Raw genomic sequence first — 15,061 nt, 5'->3', positions numbered from 1 at the left:
TACGCTGTAGATGGGGATGGGCGTCCCGTTTTCAACCGCTACCGGCAAATTTGTGGGTACTTACCCGATACCTCCGGGGGCGTACGGCACGGTTCGGCGAGCTTCCCGGCCATGGCCGGGGGAAAACCCATCTTTCAGTGCTCTGGGCACCGGGATTCACCCTGAACCACGCCCGGGGGCGGGAAATCCAAGCCAAAAGGGGCCGTGCATGGCACCATGAATCATGTTAACTGGGTTGTCGCCAGCGGAGGAAAACGCTAGCCTCTTAAGGCTCGACTGTAGACAACGGGTGGAGATTGGGCCCGTGACCCCTTAACACCGGGCCGGGTGGGCCGCCCGCCGCGAATCCTGACCTGATTCGGGGTGGCCCACTCGGCTTTGCCGTGTCTGAAGCCCGCCCCGCTTCTTACCGGACGTTCGCTTGGGACCGCACCGCGCGGCTTGAATTGCGGCACCGGACCCCGGGCGGGGGCCAAAAGCGGAGATAGATATCCATGGCGCCACATTCGGATCGGACCAATCCTGGCCTGTACCAGCCGGGCATGCACAAGGACAACTGCGGTGTCGGCTTCGTGGTGGACATGCAGGGCCGCGCCTCGCACCAGATCGTCCAGCAGGGCCTGGAGATCGTGCACAACCTGACCCACCGCGGCGCGGTGGGCGCGGACGCCTATACGGGTGACGGCGCCGGAATCCTCATCCAGAAGCCCCACGCCTTCCTCCGGAAGGCCGCCGCGGAGGTGGGCATCGAGCTGCCCGCCGACCCCGCCGACTACGGCACCGGCCTGGTATTCCTGCCCACCGACGATGCGGCGGCCCGGGACTGCATGGCAGCCCTCGAGCGGATCACCGCCGAGGAGGGCCAGCAGATCCTGGGCTGGCGCGATGTGGAGGTCCATCCGGAGGAGATCGGCGACATCGCCCGGGAGATGCTGCCCACCATCCGGCAGGTCTTCATCGGCCGCGGCGACGCCACGGCCCGGGAGCGCTTCGAGCTCAAGCTGCTGGTGGTGCGCAAGCGCATGGAGCACACCATCGCCGACGACCATCCGGAGTACGCCGAGCACTTCTACATCCCGAGCCTCTCCAGCCGCGTGCTGATCTACAAGGGCCTGCTGCTGGCGGAGCAGGTGCCGGCCTTCTACCCGGACCTGGGCGACCCGGACATGGTCTCGGCCCTGGCCCTGGTGCACCAGCGGTTCTCCACCAATACCCATCCCACTTGGCCGCTGGCCCAGCCCTTCCGGATGATCGCCCACAACGGCGAGATCAACACGGTGCAGGGCAACCACTACATGCTGCGTGCCCGGGAGGCGGCCATGGCCTCCGGGGAGTTCGGCGAGGACCTGGAGAAGCTGTTCCCCACCATCGAGGACGGCCTCTCCGACTCGGCGAGCCTGGACGCGGCCATCGAGCTGCTCTCCGCGGCGGGCCGCTCGCTGCCCCACGTCATGATGATGCTCATCCCCGAGGCGTGGAGCACGGATCCGTTCATGCCCGAGGACCTGAAGGCCTTCTACGAGTACCACGCCACGCTCATGGAGCCGTGGGACGGCCCCGCCGCCGTGGCCTTCACCGACGGCACCCGCATCGGCGCCACTTTGGATCGCAACGGCCTGCGCCCGGCGCGCTACGTGGTCACCGACGACGACATGGTGGTGATGGCCTCCGAGGTGGGGGTGCTGCCCATCCCCGAGGAGAAGATCGTCCTCAAGGAGCGCCTCCACCCGGGCAAGATCTTCATGGTGGACACCGAGCGCGGCAAGATCATCCCGGACCAGGAGCTCAAGCAGGAGATGCTGGCCCAGGCGCCCTACAAGGACTGGGTGGCGGAGAACCTGCTGCGGCTGGCGGAAATGCCCGAGCCCAAGGGAGAGCCCCGCGAGGCGCACCGGCCCCTGCGCGAGCTGCAGCGCACCTTCGGCTACACCTTCGAAGAGCTGAACATGCTGCTCAAGCCCATGGCCACCACGGGCGCCGAGAGCGTCGGCTCCATGGGCGACGACACCCCCATCGCCGTGCTCTCCGAGCGGCCCCGGCTGCTGTTCGACTACTTCAAGCAGCTATTCGCCCAGGTGACCAACCCGCCCATCGACCCCATCCGGGAAGAGCAGGTGATGTCCCTGGTCTCCTACCTGGGCCCCGAGGGCAACGTCCTGGAGCAGACGCCGGAGCAGGCGCGGCGGGTGGAGCTCAAGCACCCGGTACTGACCCAGGCGGAGATGGACAAGCTGCGCTTCTGCGGCGATCAAGCCTGCCGCACCGAGTTCCTGGAGGCCACCTTCTCCGCCGAAGAAGGTCCCGAGGCTCTGGAAACCGGCGTGGACCGGCTCTGCGCTGCCGCCGAGCAGGCCGTGCGCGACGGCGCCACGGTGCTGGTGCTCTCCGACTGGAGCACCGATGACAGCCGCGCGCCCATTCCCAGCCTGCTGGCGGTGGGTGCCGTGCACCACCACCTGATCCGGGCCGGCCTGCGCACCAGGACCAGCCTGGTGGTGGAGACCGGCGAGGCCCGCGAAGTGGCCCATTTCGCCCTGCTCATCGGCTACGGCGCCGGCGCCGTGCACCCCTATCTGGCCTTCGAGACCCTCGACGACATGCTCGAGCGCGGCATGCTCGACGACCAGGCGGATACGGACACCGTCAGGCACCACTACATCAAGGCGGTGGGCAAGGGCCTGTTCAAGATCTTCTCCAAGATGGGCATCTCCACCCTGCAGAGCTACTGCGGGGCGCAGATCTTCGAGGCCATCGGCCTGTCCCGGGAGCTGGTGGACAAGTACTTCCGCGGCACGGTCACGCAGATCAGCGGCGCCGGCATTCGCGAGATCGGCGCCGATGCGCTGGAGCGCCACGCCTTCGCCTACCACACGCCGCATTCCTCGGACCTGGCGCTGGAGGACGGCGGGCAGTACCACTGGCGGGTGGACGGCGAGCGCCATAGCTGGAACCCCACCACCATCACCCTGCTGCAGCGCGCCTGCGCCACTCAGGACTTCGGCCTCTATCAGAAGTTCTCCGAGGCGGTGAATAAGAACCGCCAGGAGGGCGGCGCCCTGCGCGGCCTGTTCCAGCTCGCCAACGAGGCGGACGGCCACCCCGTTGAAGGCCCCGAGGCGGACAGCGACGAATGGTACGCCGCCAAGCCGGGCAGCCCGGACCATCTGGGGCCGAAAGCCGTGTCCCTGGACGAGGTGGAGCCGGTGGAATCCATCATGCGGCGGTTCACCACCGGCGCCATGTCCTTCGGCTCCATCTCTCGCGAGGCCCACGAGACCCTGGCCATCGCCATGAACCGCATCGGCGGCCGCTCCAACAGCGGCGAGGGCGGCGAGGATTCGGTGCGCTTCAAGCCCTATCCCAACGGTGACCTGGCCCGCTCGGCCATCAAGCAGATCGCCTCCGGCCGCTTCGGCGTGACCACGCACTACGCGGTGAACGCCGACGAGCTGCAGATCAAGGTGGCGCAGGGCGCCAAGCCCGGCGAGGGCGGCCAGCTGCCCGGCCACAAGGTGGACGAGAACATCGCCCGGGTGCGCTACGCCACGCCGGGCGTGAGCCTGATCTCGCCGCCGCCGCACCACGACATCTACTCCATCGAGGACCTGGCCCAGCTCATCTTCGACCTGAAGAACGTCAACCCGGCGGCCGACGTCTCGGTGAAGCTGGTGGCCAAGGCCGGCGTGGGCACGGTTGCGGCCGGCGTGGCCAAGGCCAAGGCGGACCTGATCACCGTCTCCGGCAACTCCGGCGGTACAGGCGCGAGTCCCAACACCTCCATCAAGCACGCCGGCATGCCGTGGGAGCTGGGCGTGGCCGAGACCCAGCAGGCCCTGGTGGCCAACGGCCTGCGCGACCGGGTGCGGCTGCAGACCGACGGCAATATGCTCAACGGCCGCGACGTGGTCATCGCCGCGCTGCTGGGCGCCGAGGAGTACGCCTTCGGCACCACCGCCCTGGTGGTGGAAGGCTGCATCATGATGCGCAAGTGCCACCTCAACACCTGCCCGGTGGGCGTGGCCACGCAGGATCCCTATCTGCGCAAGAAGTTCACGGGCAAGCCCGAGGACGTGATCACCTACTTCCGCATGGTGGCCGAGGAGGTGCGCCAGTACATGGCGGAGCTGGGCTTCCGGAGCATGGACGAGCTCATCGGCCATACCGAGATGCTGGTACCGCACGATCTCTCGGAGCATCCCAAGGCGCACGGCCTCGATCTGCGGCCGCTGCTCAAGCGGATGGACACCGGCACCGAGCCGCTGCATCAGGTGCGTCGCCAGCACCACGAGATCGACGAGATCCTGGACCGGGACCTCATCAAGCGCGCCTCGCCGGCGCTGGAGAACGCCACCCCGGTGGAGCTCGAGTCCGAGATCCGCAACTACAACCGCACCACCGCCACCATGCTCGCCGGTGAGGTGGCCAAGCGGTTCGGCATGGAAGGGCTGCCCGAGGACACCATCCAGATCACCTTCCGCGGCACCGCCGGGCAGAGCTTCGGCGCCTTCTGCCACAACGGCATGAGCCTGACCCTGGTGGGCGACGCCAACGACTACCTGGGCAAGTCCATGTCGGGCGGCCGCATCGTGGTGCGCATGCCGGAGGAATCCCGGCTGGACCCGGAGGGCAACATCATCGCCGGCAACGTGCTGCTGTACGGCGCCACCGGCGGCGAGCTCTACGTGCAGGGCGTGGTGGGCGAGCGCTTCGGCGTCCGCAACTCCGGTGTCCAGGCCGTTGCCGAAGGCTGTGGCGATCACGGCTGCGAGTACATGACCGGCGGCGCGGTGGCCATTCTGGGCGGGACCGGGCGCAACTTCGCCGCCGGCATGAGCGGCGGCGTGGCGTACGTGCTGGACGAGGACGGCCGCTTCGAGCAACGCCTCAACACCGGCATGGTGGAGACCGAACTGGTGGACCACGAGGACGCCGACCTGCTCATGGAGATGATCGAGCGCCATGTCCGCTATACCGGCTCGGCCAAGGGCCAGCGGATCCTCGACCAGTGGCACAGCTACCGGTCGAGCTTCGTGAAGATCATCCCCACCGAGTACCGCCGCGTCATGGAGGCCCGCAAGCGTGAGCCCCAGCAGCGGACGGAGACGGCCTGAAGGCATCCTGTTTCGTGGCAGCGACCTCCGGTCGCGACGGCTTGCGGCGCCCCCGGCGTGCGCCGCTCCTACATCCGATTGTCAGGGAGGTTTGACCGTGGGTCAGATCGACGGCTTTATGAAATTCCCCCGGCACGGCGCGCCGCTGCGGCCGGTGGCGGAGCGCCGGGAAGACTACCGGGAGCTCTACCGGGAGCAGTCCGACGCCGAGCTGGCCGAGCAGGGCGCCCGCTGCATGGACTGCGGCATCCCCTATTGCCAGACGGACACCGGCTGTCCGGTGGACAACCTGATCCCGGAATGGAACGACCTGGTCTACCGGGGCCAGTGGCACGAAGCGCTGGGCCGGCTCCACGATACCAACAACTTCCCGGAGTTCACCGGCTGGCTGTGCCCGGCGCCCTGCGAGAGCGCCTGCACGCTGGACCTGGTGGAAAACGCCCCGGTCACCATCAAGAACATCGAGCGCAACATCATCGAGCGCGGCTTCGACGAGGGCTGGGTGGCGCCCGTGGCACCCGCCCCCGAGACCGGCTTCAAGGTGGCGGTGGTGGGCTCCGGACCGGCGGGCCTGGCGGCCGCCCAGCAGCTGGCGCGCTGGGGCCACACGGTGACCGTGCTGGAGAAGCACGACCGCATCGGCGGCCTGCTCCGCTACGGTATCCCCGACTTCAAGATGCAGAAGTTCCGCATCGACCGCCGTATTGAGCAGATGGAGGCCGAGGGCGTGACCTTCCGCACCGGGGTGAGCGTGGGCGAGGACGTCACCGCCGAGGAGCTGCGGCGGGAGTTCGACGCCGTGATCCTCGCGGGCGGCGCGGAGAAGCCCCGCGACCACGACGTGCCCGGCCGCCATCTGGAAGGCATCCACTACGCCATGCCGTTTTTGATCCAGCAGAACCGGATCAACGCCGGAGACACCATCCCCGACGCAGAGCGCATCACCGCAGCGGGCAAGAACGTGGTGATCATCGGCGGCGGCGACACCGGCGCCGACTGCGTGGGCACCTCCATCCGCCAGGGCGCCAAGAGCGTCCGGCAGCTCAATATCCATCCCGAGCCGCCGGAGGAGCGCTCCGAGCGCACCCCCTGGCCCGAGTGGCCCCACAAGCGCATGGACTCCACCTCCCACCAGGAGGGCTGCGAGCGCCTCTGGAAGGACTACGTGAAGTCCTTCGAGGACGACGGCAGCGGCCGGGTCCAAAAGGCCAACTGCGTCCAGGTGAAATCCGCCCAGCGCCGTCCCGACGGCACCCGCGAGCTCATCGAAGAGCCGGGCGGTGATTTCGACCTGGATGCGGAGCTGGTGCTGCTCGCCATCGGCTTCGAAGGCCCGGAGCGCAGCCCGCTGCTCGACGCCCTGGGCGTGGCGGTGGACAAGCGGGGCAACGCCGCCGCCGACCCCGCCACCCGCATGACCAACGTGGAGGGCGTCTTCTCCGCCGGGGATATGTACCGCGGCGCCAGTCTGATCGTCTGGGCCATCCACGACGGCCGCCGCGCCGCCGAAGGCGCCCACCAGTACCTGATGAAGCAGAAGGTGGCCCGCGGCATCAAGGAGATGGCGGACTGACTCACGCAGAAGCCCGAACAGAAAAGGCGGCCCCGCCGGGCCGCCTTTTTGCGTGTAGGGACCACCAAAGTCGTCGCGACGGGGGCCGTCGCGCCTACGGAAGGCCGAATCAGAGGGGTAGGAGTGAGCTCCAGCTCGCGACCTGCCAAATAGAAAGTCGCGGTCTGGAAACGGCTCCTACAGGTACTCGACCCCTCATTCCTTCCCGTCCAGCTCCATGGCCCGCTGGTACAGGGCGTTCTTGGGCCGGCCGGTGATGCGGGCGGCCACCTTGGCGGCGCGGCTCGGCGACAGCTCCGCCAGCAGCGCCTCCAGCACCTTGTCCGCCTCCACCGTGGCGGAGCCGTCCCCGGGCTGCTCCTCCGGCGCCCCGGCCACGCACACAGTGAATTCCCCGCGCTGCTCCTCGTCGTGACCGGTGAAGTGGCCGGCCAGCTCCCGGAGGGGGCCGCGCCGATTGGTCTCGAAACGCTTGGTCAGCTCCCGGGTCACCACCGCCTCCCGTTCGGACCCGCACGCCGCCTCCAGATCGTCGAGCAGCCCGGCGATGCGGCGCGGCGACTCGAACAGCACCACCGTGCGGGGATCGCGGGCGATCTCCCGCAGGCGGGATCTGCGCGCCTCGCCCTTGGTGGGCAGAAAGCCCTCGAAGGCGAACCGGTTGGCGGCGAATCCGGCCACGGACAGGGCGGCGGTGACGGCACTCGGTCCGGGCACGGCGCGGACGGGTATCCCGGCTCCGTGGGCCGCGGCCACGAGCCGCCCCCCGGGATCGGAGATGGCCGGCACCCCGGCGTCGCTCACCAGGGCCAGATCCTCCCCGCCGGAAAGACGCTCCAGAAGCCGCGGGATGCGATCCTCCTCGTTGTGCGCGTTCAGGGACACCCGGTCGCCGCGCACCGGGGTATCCGCGAGCAGGCGCTGCACATGCCGGGTATCCTCCGCTACAATCGCCGCTACCGACCCCAGGGTCTCCAGGGCGCGCGGCGTGCAATCACCGCGGTTGCCGATGGGGGTCCCGACCACGTATAAAATACCCGTCTCGAATTGCTGCATCGCGCTCGCCTGATTCGGAAAAAAGGGATCATCCGCTTGCCACTTCCACGCCCGCTGCGCCCCGCCTTTCTGCTCACCGCCGCCGCGCTGGCGGCCGGCGGCTGTGCCCCCGGACCCGGGCCCTCGCCGGAGCGGCCCTCCGCCGAGGCGCCGGCCACCACGCCCGAAGGCATGGAGCAGGCCGGCGCCTACGGGCAGGCCGCCGAGGCGTATGCCCAGCGCGCGGAAGAGGCCCGGGGCGAGGAGGCCTCGCGGTTCCGGTTCCGCCAGGCCCGGGCCCTGGCCCTTGCCGGAAGGGACGTGGATGCCCTAGAGGTGCTGGAGCGACTCGCGGGGACCGCACAGGCCAACCGGGCGGCCCTGCTGCGCGCGCGCATCCACATGCGCCACCAGCGCTTCGACACCGCCCGGCGCATCCTGGAGCGCCTGAACGGACAGCGGGGGGATGTGGACACCCTCTCCGCCCGCCTGCAGGAGGAGGTGCTCGACTACCTCGCCCAGCTGGAGCTGGCCCAGGGGCGGCCAGGGACGGCCTTCGACGCCCTGGTGCAGCGGCACCGCATCCTGAGCGGGGAGAAAGCTCGGCATTCGAACATCGCCCGCGTGCGCTACCTCCTCGAATCCATGCCGGAGCAGGTACTGAGCAAGCGGATCGAGCGGGTGGGCGAGGAATTCCCGAGCGGGTACCTCCGCTTCGAGCGGCTCATGCGCCGCGCCACCCGTCAGCCCCTGGAGAAGACCGGTGGGGATCTGCGGCGCTGGCTGGAGCAGTACCCGGAGCACCCGCTGGCGGGTATTGTGCGCGACCGCCTGGAGCGGGTCCAGGAAGCCCCGCTCCGGATCGCCGTGCTGCTTCCCCTGGAATCCCGCTATGGGCGGCTGGCGGAGGCCATCCTGCACGGCATGCTCGCCGCCTACTATCAGACCGACCGCGGCGCCGACATCCGCGTCGAGCTGCTCAATACGGGTGCCAGTCCCGAGGGCCTCGAACGGGCCCTGGAGAAGGTCTACGCGGGGAATTATGCGGCGCTCATCGGACCCCTCACGCAGCCGGCGGTGCGCGCCTACGTGCAACAAACCCGCCGCGGTTCGGAGCTGCCGCCCGCGCTGGTGCTGAATACCACCGAGAACTGGGCCAAGGCGGGCTCCCGGGTGTTCCAGCTCGGGCTGGACCCGGAGACGGAGGCCCGGCAGGCCGCCGAGCACGCCTACCAGGCCGGGTATCGCCAGGCCGGCATCCTGTTCCCGCAGACCCAGTGGGGGCGGCGCATGGTGGGCGCCTTCCAGGAGCGCTGGCAGGAGCTGGGCGGCGAGACCCGGGCCATCGAGATGTTCAACCCCGACCAGTCGGACCACTCGACCACCCTGAAGGCCCTGCTCGCCCTGGACAAGGTCACGCAGCGCCGGCGCCGGCTCGAGGACACCCTGAAGGTGGACCTTCCCGAGTACTCCACACCGCCGCGCCGCGAGGATCTGGACTTCCTGTTCCTGGCCTCGGAGACCCTGAACGCCCGGCTGATCAAGCCCCAGCTGGAGTTTTACGCCGCCGGGGGCCTACCGGTCCTGGCCACCAGCCATGTCCACAGCCCCGGGGACTCGCGCTCGGACCGGCGCGACATGGACGGCATCCACTTCCAGCAGCTTCCGTGGTTCCTGGAGCCCCATCCGCAGCACCGAAAGGCGGCCCGGAAGCTCGCGGAGAGCTATCCGCGTCAGCAGGCCAGCCTGGAGCGCCTGAACGCCCTGGGCTATGATGCCTATTCGCTGGTGGTGGGCGCTTGGCGCCGATCCCTGCTTCTGGACGATCCCATGGACGTGGCGCTAAGGAATATCCGCCTGGAGGGCGGCACCGGTCGGCTGGCGGCGGACGCCGACGGCCGCATCAAACGGCGCCTGCAGTGGGCCGAGTACCGGCATGGCCGCATCATGCCGCTTCCCGGCATGCTCACGCCCGGCAACTAGGCGCGGTTCAGGCGGCCGCCGCCCGGAGCTTGTGCCCCATGGCCCGCACCTCCGCCCAGCGTACCGGCGACGCCGCCGAGCGGCAGGCTCTCAAGCACCTGCAGCGCAGGGGCAAGCACCACTTCGTGGCGCGGAATTTCCACGCCAAGGGCGGCGAGGTGGACCTGGTGACCCTGGACGGCGAGGTGCTGGTATTCACCGAGGTGCGTGCCCGCGCCGACAGCGCCTACGGCACCGCCGAGGAAACGGTGGGCCCCCGCAAGCAAAAACGCATCATCCAGGCGGCTCGCGCCTTCCTGGCCATCCATCCCGAGCATGCCGCGCGCTTCTGCCGCTTCGACGTGGTAGCCCTGCATGGCCGGGAGCTGCGCTGGATCCGCGACGCCTTCCGCCCGGACGCAACCTGGAGCTGAAATGGAGCAGTACGGACAAGACCCGGCCACGCGCATCCAAGGCCTGTTCAACGAGAGCGCGGAGCTCAAGCAGCGCATGGGGGAGGAGCTCGCCCCCTCCATCGTGGAGGCGGCGAAGCTGATCCGGGAGACCCTGCTCGGCGGCAACAAGGTCCTCGCCTGCGGCAACGGCGGCTCCGCCGGGGACGCCCAGCATTTCGTGGGCGAGCTTGTGAACCGCTTCGAGATCGAGCGGCCGCCCCTGCCCGCCATCGCCCTGGGCACCAACCCGGTTACGGTCACCGCCGCGGCCAACGACTATTCCTTCGAGGAGATCTACGCCAAGGAGGTCCAGGCCCTGGGCCAGTCCGGCGACCTGCTCCTGGTGATCTCCACCAGCGGCCAGTCCGCCAACGTCCTCCAGGCCGCGGAAGCGGCCTTCCAGCGTGGCCTGCGGCTGCTTGTCCTCACCGGCGCGGACGGCGGCGAGCTCGCCGACTTGGCGCGCCCCGGCGAGGACCTGGTACTACGCGTGGATTCGCGCACCACGGCACGCATCCAGGAGGTGCACATCCTGATCCTGCACGGGCTCTGCATGCTGGTAGACCAGGAGCTGTTCGGCAGCGGGTAGGAGGCCTCAGGGCGCTCCGATCGGCGGTGGAGGAGCCGGGACCGGCCTCTCCCTCCGGAGCCGCGCATTACGCTTCCGACGGCCGCTCCGGCGGTCCGCCCTCCTCCAGCCGATCCCGGAGCCACGCCAGCCCCGCCTCCCGGCTGGCGAATTGCCCATCGAGCTGGGCCTCGAAGGCCGTCTCCAGCCACCTCCCCAGGCCCGGCCCCGCGGGTACACCCAGTGCCTGCAGGTCGCGGCCCGCGAGCAGCGGCTCCGGGGCCCGTCCCAGAAGCCCCTCAGCGGACCAAATGGCGCGGGCCTGCTCGCCCGCCGGGTAACCACTGCTCCCCGGCGCTTCCGCCTCGTGCAGCGCCTCCGCCAGCCGCAGCAGCAGGTCCGTATCCACCCGGCAGGCCAGCCGCCGGTAGTCCGGGCGGCCCGCCCGGGCGGCGGCCAGGGCATTCACCGCGCCCTGCTCGCGGAGCAGGGCGCGCACCGTCCGGGCCCGCCGCTGGCCGCGGTCCACACCCCGCAGCCATAGCGCCGCCTTGCCGGCCGCCACCGCGGCGTGCCCCGGCGCGGTCGGCGCCCGGCCGGGATGCCGGAAGGTGGCATCCGGACGCCCCAGGCTTTGGAGAAGCGCGGCGAGCATGAGCGGCCAGTCGCGCTCGCGCTCCTCCACCCGCCGGCGCGCGGCGGCATCCAGAACCGCCCGTGTGCGGGCCCAGGCATCGGCCCCGGCACCCGTACCGGCAACCGGACAGCCCAGCAGGGCGGCCAGGAAGGGGAAATGCCGCTCCGCGCCCGTGTACAGGAGCCCGTCCATACCCCGCCCGGGGCGGGACGCCCCCAGCAGCCAGCGCTCCAGCTCCTGACCGATGCGCTCCCAGGCCACGCCATGAAGGGAGAGGCGCCGGCACAGGGCCGCCGTGGCGGGATCGATGCGGAACCCCAGCTCCGCGTGCAGACGCGCCACGCGCAGCACCCGCAGGGGATCCTCGGCGAAGGTGTCGGGATCCACGTGCCGCAGGCGGCGCCGGGCGAGGTCCTCCCGGCCGTGGTGGAAGTCCAGGATCTCCCCGGTGCGGGGGTCGCGGAGCAGAGCGTTGATAGTTAGGTCCCGCCGGCGGGCGGCCCGCTCGGGAGTCAGCCGCGGATCCTCCACCCCGTCGGGCCCCTGGGGAAGGGCGACCTCCACCCCCTTGAGGACATATACCCCGAGACGCGCCCCGACCCGTCGGACCCGGCCGAACCGGGCGATCACCGCCTCCAGCTCCGGGGCCTCCAGGCCGTATACCTCCAGGTCCACGTCGCGATGCGGCCTGCTCAGGAGCCGGTCCCGCACCGCGCCGCCCGCCTCCAGGGCCCGGCCCCCGGCGCCATGCACCGCCTCGGCGAATTGTTCGGCAAATCCCGGCATCCGCCGGCCTCCCTCCACGCTCATGATGCCTACATACTGCGGGGAGCGCCCGCGGGGAACAAGCGGGCCCGGATGGGCGGGGCGGCCGGCGGCGATTAGTCGCCGGGGCCCTTGTGCACCATCCGCTTGAGGGAAGCCACGAAATACAGGGTGAGAAAAGTGACAAGGCTCAGGGTGATGGCGATCTCGTATTGCCCCCAGGCCACGGCCGCGCCAACGGCGCCAGTGATCCAGATGCTCGCCGCGGTGGACATGCCGCGCACCCCGCCCTCCTGCTTTAGGATGGCGCCGCCGCCGATGAATCCGATACCGGTTATGAGGCCGTACAGAACCCGCGCCTGGGGCTCCGGGGCCGTGCCCAGGGTTTCCAGCCCCAGGAGCAGAAACCCGCAGCTTCCCACGGCCACCAGCGGAAAAGTGCGCAGCCCCGCCCCACGGGCCTCGCGCTCCCGGTCCCAGCCGACCGGGATGGCCAGGAGGTAGGCGATGGCGAGCTGAATCAGGTTGGAAAGGATGCGGAGCCAGTCGATCTGTGGCCAAAGCTCAGGCACGGCAACCGGTCCTCCGACCGGCGACCCCGTGCTTCGCGGGGTGGGCTTTGGGCGTCCCGTTTGGAGGCCGGATGGCCGGACAGGCCCCCGGCCCCGCTCAGGAGCCACGCCTCCCGAAGAGCAGCGAGAGCACGAAGAGCACCAGGAATACGACGAATAGAACCTGGGCGATCCAGGCCGCGGTGCCCGCGACCCCACCGAACCCCAGGGCCGCCGCCACCAGGGCGACCACCAGGAAGATCAAGGCCCAGGAAAGCATTCCTTACCCGTCATAATGCGAAGCGTCCTCGCCCACCGCGCCCCGGGCCCGGCTACATGCCGCCACCCCCCTGGTCTTGCTGACCGTCCTGTTGATTCTGGCCGCCATCTTGCTGCTGGCCGCCCTGCTGCTCCTGTCCGCCGCCTTGCTGACCGCCACCGCCGCCATCGCAGGCGGTCATGCCGAGAAAGCCCACGAACAGCAGCGGAAACCAGAGGGAAGAGCGCCTTATGTCCATGAAATGCTCCTTCGCTGAGAGCTCCGAAAGAAATCGGGCCAACGGCCTCCATTTCCATTTCTGAGCAATTCGCCGCGCCCTGCCAATGGGGGCCACCCCCGACGCAGCGCTCTACCCCCCGCAGCCCGCCCAGAACCCATTCAATCTCCTGAATACCGGGGAGAACCGGAAACCCGGGCATTTGTCCTTTTTCCCGTGAAGGCTCCCGGGAAGACGCCCGTTTCACCACGTTCGCTGCGTCAATTCACACCGGATGCCGCAGCACGGGAAAGGACCGCATTCTCCGCAAAAAAGTCCCACCGGCGGACAGGGGCTGGCCGGGGAAGCGGCCGCTCCACCCTCAATCGGTTGCTTCCTCGGCGGCCTCGTCAGCCTTCTCGCCGGCCTCTTCGGCCGGACCCTCCCCTTCGCAGGCGGTCAGCGCCAGCAGGGCGGCGAACAACAGGGCAAGGAACCGAACGGATATCGCCTTCGTCATGTCGGATTCTCCTACACCGGGCTCGGTGACTCGTGAATAGTCGGTTCGCATCCTGTCCATTTCTGGGCCCTTCCCGCACGGCTGCCTATGGGGGCGGACCCTAGTAGCGCGGCTCGCGGGGCCGGTCCCGCCGGAACGACGGCCGCTCCCCCACCGGGCGAGGCCTCGTGCTACCCTTGGCGGCCATGAACAAGTCCTTCCCCACGGCGCGACGCATGGGGGATATCGCCCCCTTCCATGTCATGGATCTCCTGGCCCGCGCGCGGGCCCTGGAGGAGGCCGGCCACGACATCGTGCACATGGAGGTAGGCGAGCCCGACTTCCCCACCCCGGAACCGGTCCTCCAGGCAGGCATGGAAGCCCTGCGGGCGGGCCATACCCGGTACACGCCCGCCACCGGGCTGCCGGCCCTGCGCGAGGCCATCGCCGGCTTCTACGAACGGCACCACGGCGTCAGCGTGGATCCGGCCCGCATCGTGATCACGCCGGGAGCCTCGGGAGCGCTGCAGCTCATCATGGGCGTGCTCCTCAATCCGGGCGACCGGGTGCTCCTGCCCGATCCCGGCTACCCCTGCAACCGCCATTTCGTCCGCCAATTCGAGGGGGAGGGACTGGGGGTACCGGTGGGCCCGGAGACCGACTACCAGCTGGTAGCCCGCCACCTGGAGGAGGCCTGGGACGCGCGCACGGTGGCGGCCATGGCGGCCTCCCCGTCCAACCCCACCGGCACCGTGGTGGAGGCTGCGTCCCTGGAGGCGCTGAGCGCTGCGGCGCGGGAGCGGGGCGGCGTCCTGGTGGCTGACGAGATCTACCAGGGACTGGTGTACGACGGGCACGCGCCCACGGCCCTGTCGGTGACCGACGAGGCCTTCGTCATCAACAGCTTCTCCAAGTATTTCGGCATGACCGGCTGGCGCCTCGGCTGGATCGTGGCGCCGGAGGAATACGTCCGCGCGCTCGACAAGCTGGCGGGCAACATCTTCCTGTCCGCTTCCACCCCCGCCCAGCACGCCGCGCTGGCGGCCTTCTCTCCCGAGACCGGGGAGATCCTGGAGGAGCGCCGGGACGCCTTCCGGGAGCGCCGCGATTTCCTGCTGCCCGCGCTGCGCGAGCTGGGCTTCCGGCTCCCTGGTGCGCCGCGCGGTGCCTTCTACCTGTACGCCGACTGCAGCGCCTTCACCGACGACAGCTTCGCCTTCGCGGGCGACCTTTTGGATCGGGCGGGCGTGGCCATCACCCCGGGAATCGATTTCGGCGCCCACCGACCCGACGCCCATGTGCGGTTCGCCTACACCACCCGGCTGGACCGCCTCGCCGAGGGCGTGGAGCGCCTGGACCGCTTCCTCCGGACCTGACGGGCCCGCTTGTGGCGTCCCATACCGGCCCGCTAGGTTGGGAGGTCCCCGCT

Annotated in this window: 12 protein-coding genes; 6 read left to right on the top strand and 6 right to left on the bottom strand. The window is 69.8% G+C overall.

The window, feature by feature from the left end:
• The first annotated feature begins 494 nt into the window (after positions 1 to 494).
• Positions 495 to 5,111 (top strand): glutamate synthase-related protein, encoded by a 4,617-nt coding sequence (locus tag ACERLL_RS03990; protein WP_373654760.1) that lies wholly within the window; start codon positions 495 to 497, stop codon positions 5,109 to 5,111.
• Positions 5,112 to 5,208: 97 nt separating this feature from the next.
• Positions 5,209 to 6,684, top strand: a complete 1,476-nt coding sequence (locus tag ACERLL_RS03985; RefSeq protein WP_373654759.1) for a glutamate synthase subunit beta — start codon at positions 5,209 to 5,211, stop codon at positions 6,682 to 6,684.
• Positions 6,685 to 6,879: 195 nt separating this feature from the next.
• On the opposite strand, the gene rsmI is transcribed toward ACERLL_RS03985, so the two are convergent.
• Complete coding sequence (gene rsmI / locus ACERLL_RS03980; protein WP_373654758.1) at positions 6,880 to 7,740, bottom strand: 16S rRNA (cytidine(1402)-2'-O)-methyltransferase; 861 nt, start codon at positions 7,738 to 7,740, stop codon at positions 6,880 to 6,882.
• A gap of 36 nt (positions 7,741 to 7,776) precedes the next feature.
• Between rsmI and ACERLL_RS03975 the strand changes: the two genes are divergently transcribed.
• Genes ACERLL_RS03975 through ACERLL_RS03965 form a run of 3 tightly spaced genes read left to right on the top strand, consistent with a single transcriptional unit; the run spans position 7,777 to position 10,725 of the window.
• Positions 7,777 to 9,702, top strand: coding sequence for a penicillin-binding protein activator (locus ACERLL_RS03975; RefSeq protein ID WP_373654757.1), 1,926 nt, complete (start codon positions 7,777 to 7,779; stop codon positions 9,700 to 9,702).
• Positions 9,703 to 9,740: 38 nt separating this feature from the next.
• Positions 9,741 to 10,115, top strand: a complete 375-nt coding sequence (locus tag ACERLL_RS03970; protein WP_373654756.1) for a YraN family protein — start codon at positions 9,741 to 9,743, stop codon at positions 10,113 to 10,115.
• A gap of 1 nt (position 10,116) precedes the next feature.
• Entirely contained in the window at positions 10,117 to 10,725 is a 609-nt protein-coding gene (locus tag ACERLL_RS03965; RefSeq protein ID WP_373654755.1) for a D-sedoheptulose-7-phosphate isomerase, read from the top strand.
• Positions 10,726 to 10,792: 67 nt separating this feature from the next.
• Here ACERLL_RS03965 and ACERLL_RS03960 read toward each other — a convergent pair whose 3' ends face one another.
• The 5 genes from ACERLL_RS03960 to ACERLL_RS03940 all read right to left on the bottom strand — a co-directional run bounded on the left by ACERLL_RS03960 (position 10,793) and on the right by ACERLL_RS03940 (position 13,653).
• Positions 10,793 to 12,127 carry a tRNA nucleotidyltransferase/poly(A) polymerase family protein gene (locus ACERLL_RS03960; protein ID WP_373654754.1) on the bottom strand — a complete coding sequence of 445 codons (1,335 nt, stop codon included), beginning with the start codon at positions 12,125 to 12,127 and terminating at the stop codon, positions 10,793 to 10,795.
• Between the two features lie 95 nt (positions 12,128 to 12,222).
• The gene (locus ACERLL_RS03955; protein ID WP_373654753.1) at positions 12,223 to 12,678 is read right to left on the bottom strand and encodes an MgtC/SapB family protein; all 456 of its coding nucleotides are present in this window, start codon (positions 12,676 to 12,678) and stop codon (positions 12,223 to 12,225) included.
• 97 nt (positions 12,679 to 12,775) lie between these two features.
• Positions 12,776 to 12,937: a DUF1328 family protein gene (locus tag ACERLL_RS03950; protein ID WP_373654752.1), complete on the bottom strand. Its 162-nt coding sequence runs from the start codon at positions 12,935 to 12,937 to the stop codon at positions 12,776 to 12,778.
• Between the two features lie 52 nt (positions 12,938 to 12,989).
• Positions 12,990 to 13,175 (bottom strand): hypothetical protein, encoded by a 186-nt coding sequence (locus ACERLL_RS03945; protein ID WP_373654751.1) that lies wholly within the window; start codon positions 13,173 to 13,175, stop codon positions 12,990 to 12,992.
• A gap of 340 nt (positions 13,176 to 13,515) precedes the next feature.
• Positions 13,516 to 13,653, bottom strand: coding sequence for a hypothetical protein (locus ACERLL_RS03940; RefSeq protein WP_373654750.1), 138 nt, complete (start codon positions 13,651 to 13,653; stop codon positions 13,516 to 13,518).
• Between the two features lie 185 nt (positions 13,654 to 13,838).
• On the opposite strand from ACERLL_RS03940, the gene ACERLL_RS03935 reads away from it, so the two are divergent.
• Positions 13,839 to 15,008: a pyridoxal phosphate-dependent aminotransferase gene (locus ACERLL_RS03935; RefSeq protein WP_373654847.1), complete on the top strand. Its 1,170-nt coding sequence runs from the start codon at positions 13,839 to 13,841 to the stop codon at positions 15,006 to 15,008.
• The last annotated feature ends 53 nt before the right edge of the window (positions 15,009 to 15,061 follow it).

It is taken from the genome of Thiohalorhabdus sp. Cl-TMA, assembly GCF_041821045.1.
In the GTDB taxonomy this organism is placed as follows: domain Bacteria; phylum Pseudomonadota; class Gammaproteobacteria; order Thiohalorhabdales; family Thiohalorhabdaceae; genus Thiohalorhabdus; species Thiohalorhabdus methylotropha.
This window is presented reverse-complemented; position numbering and strand designations above follow the sequence as displayed.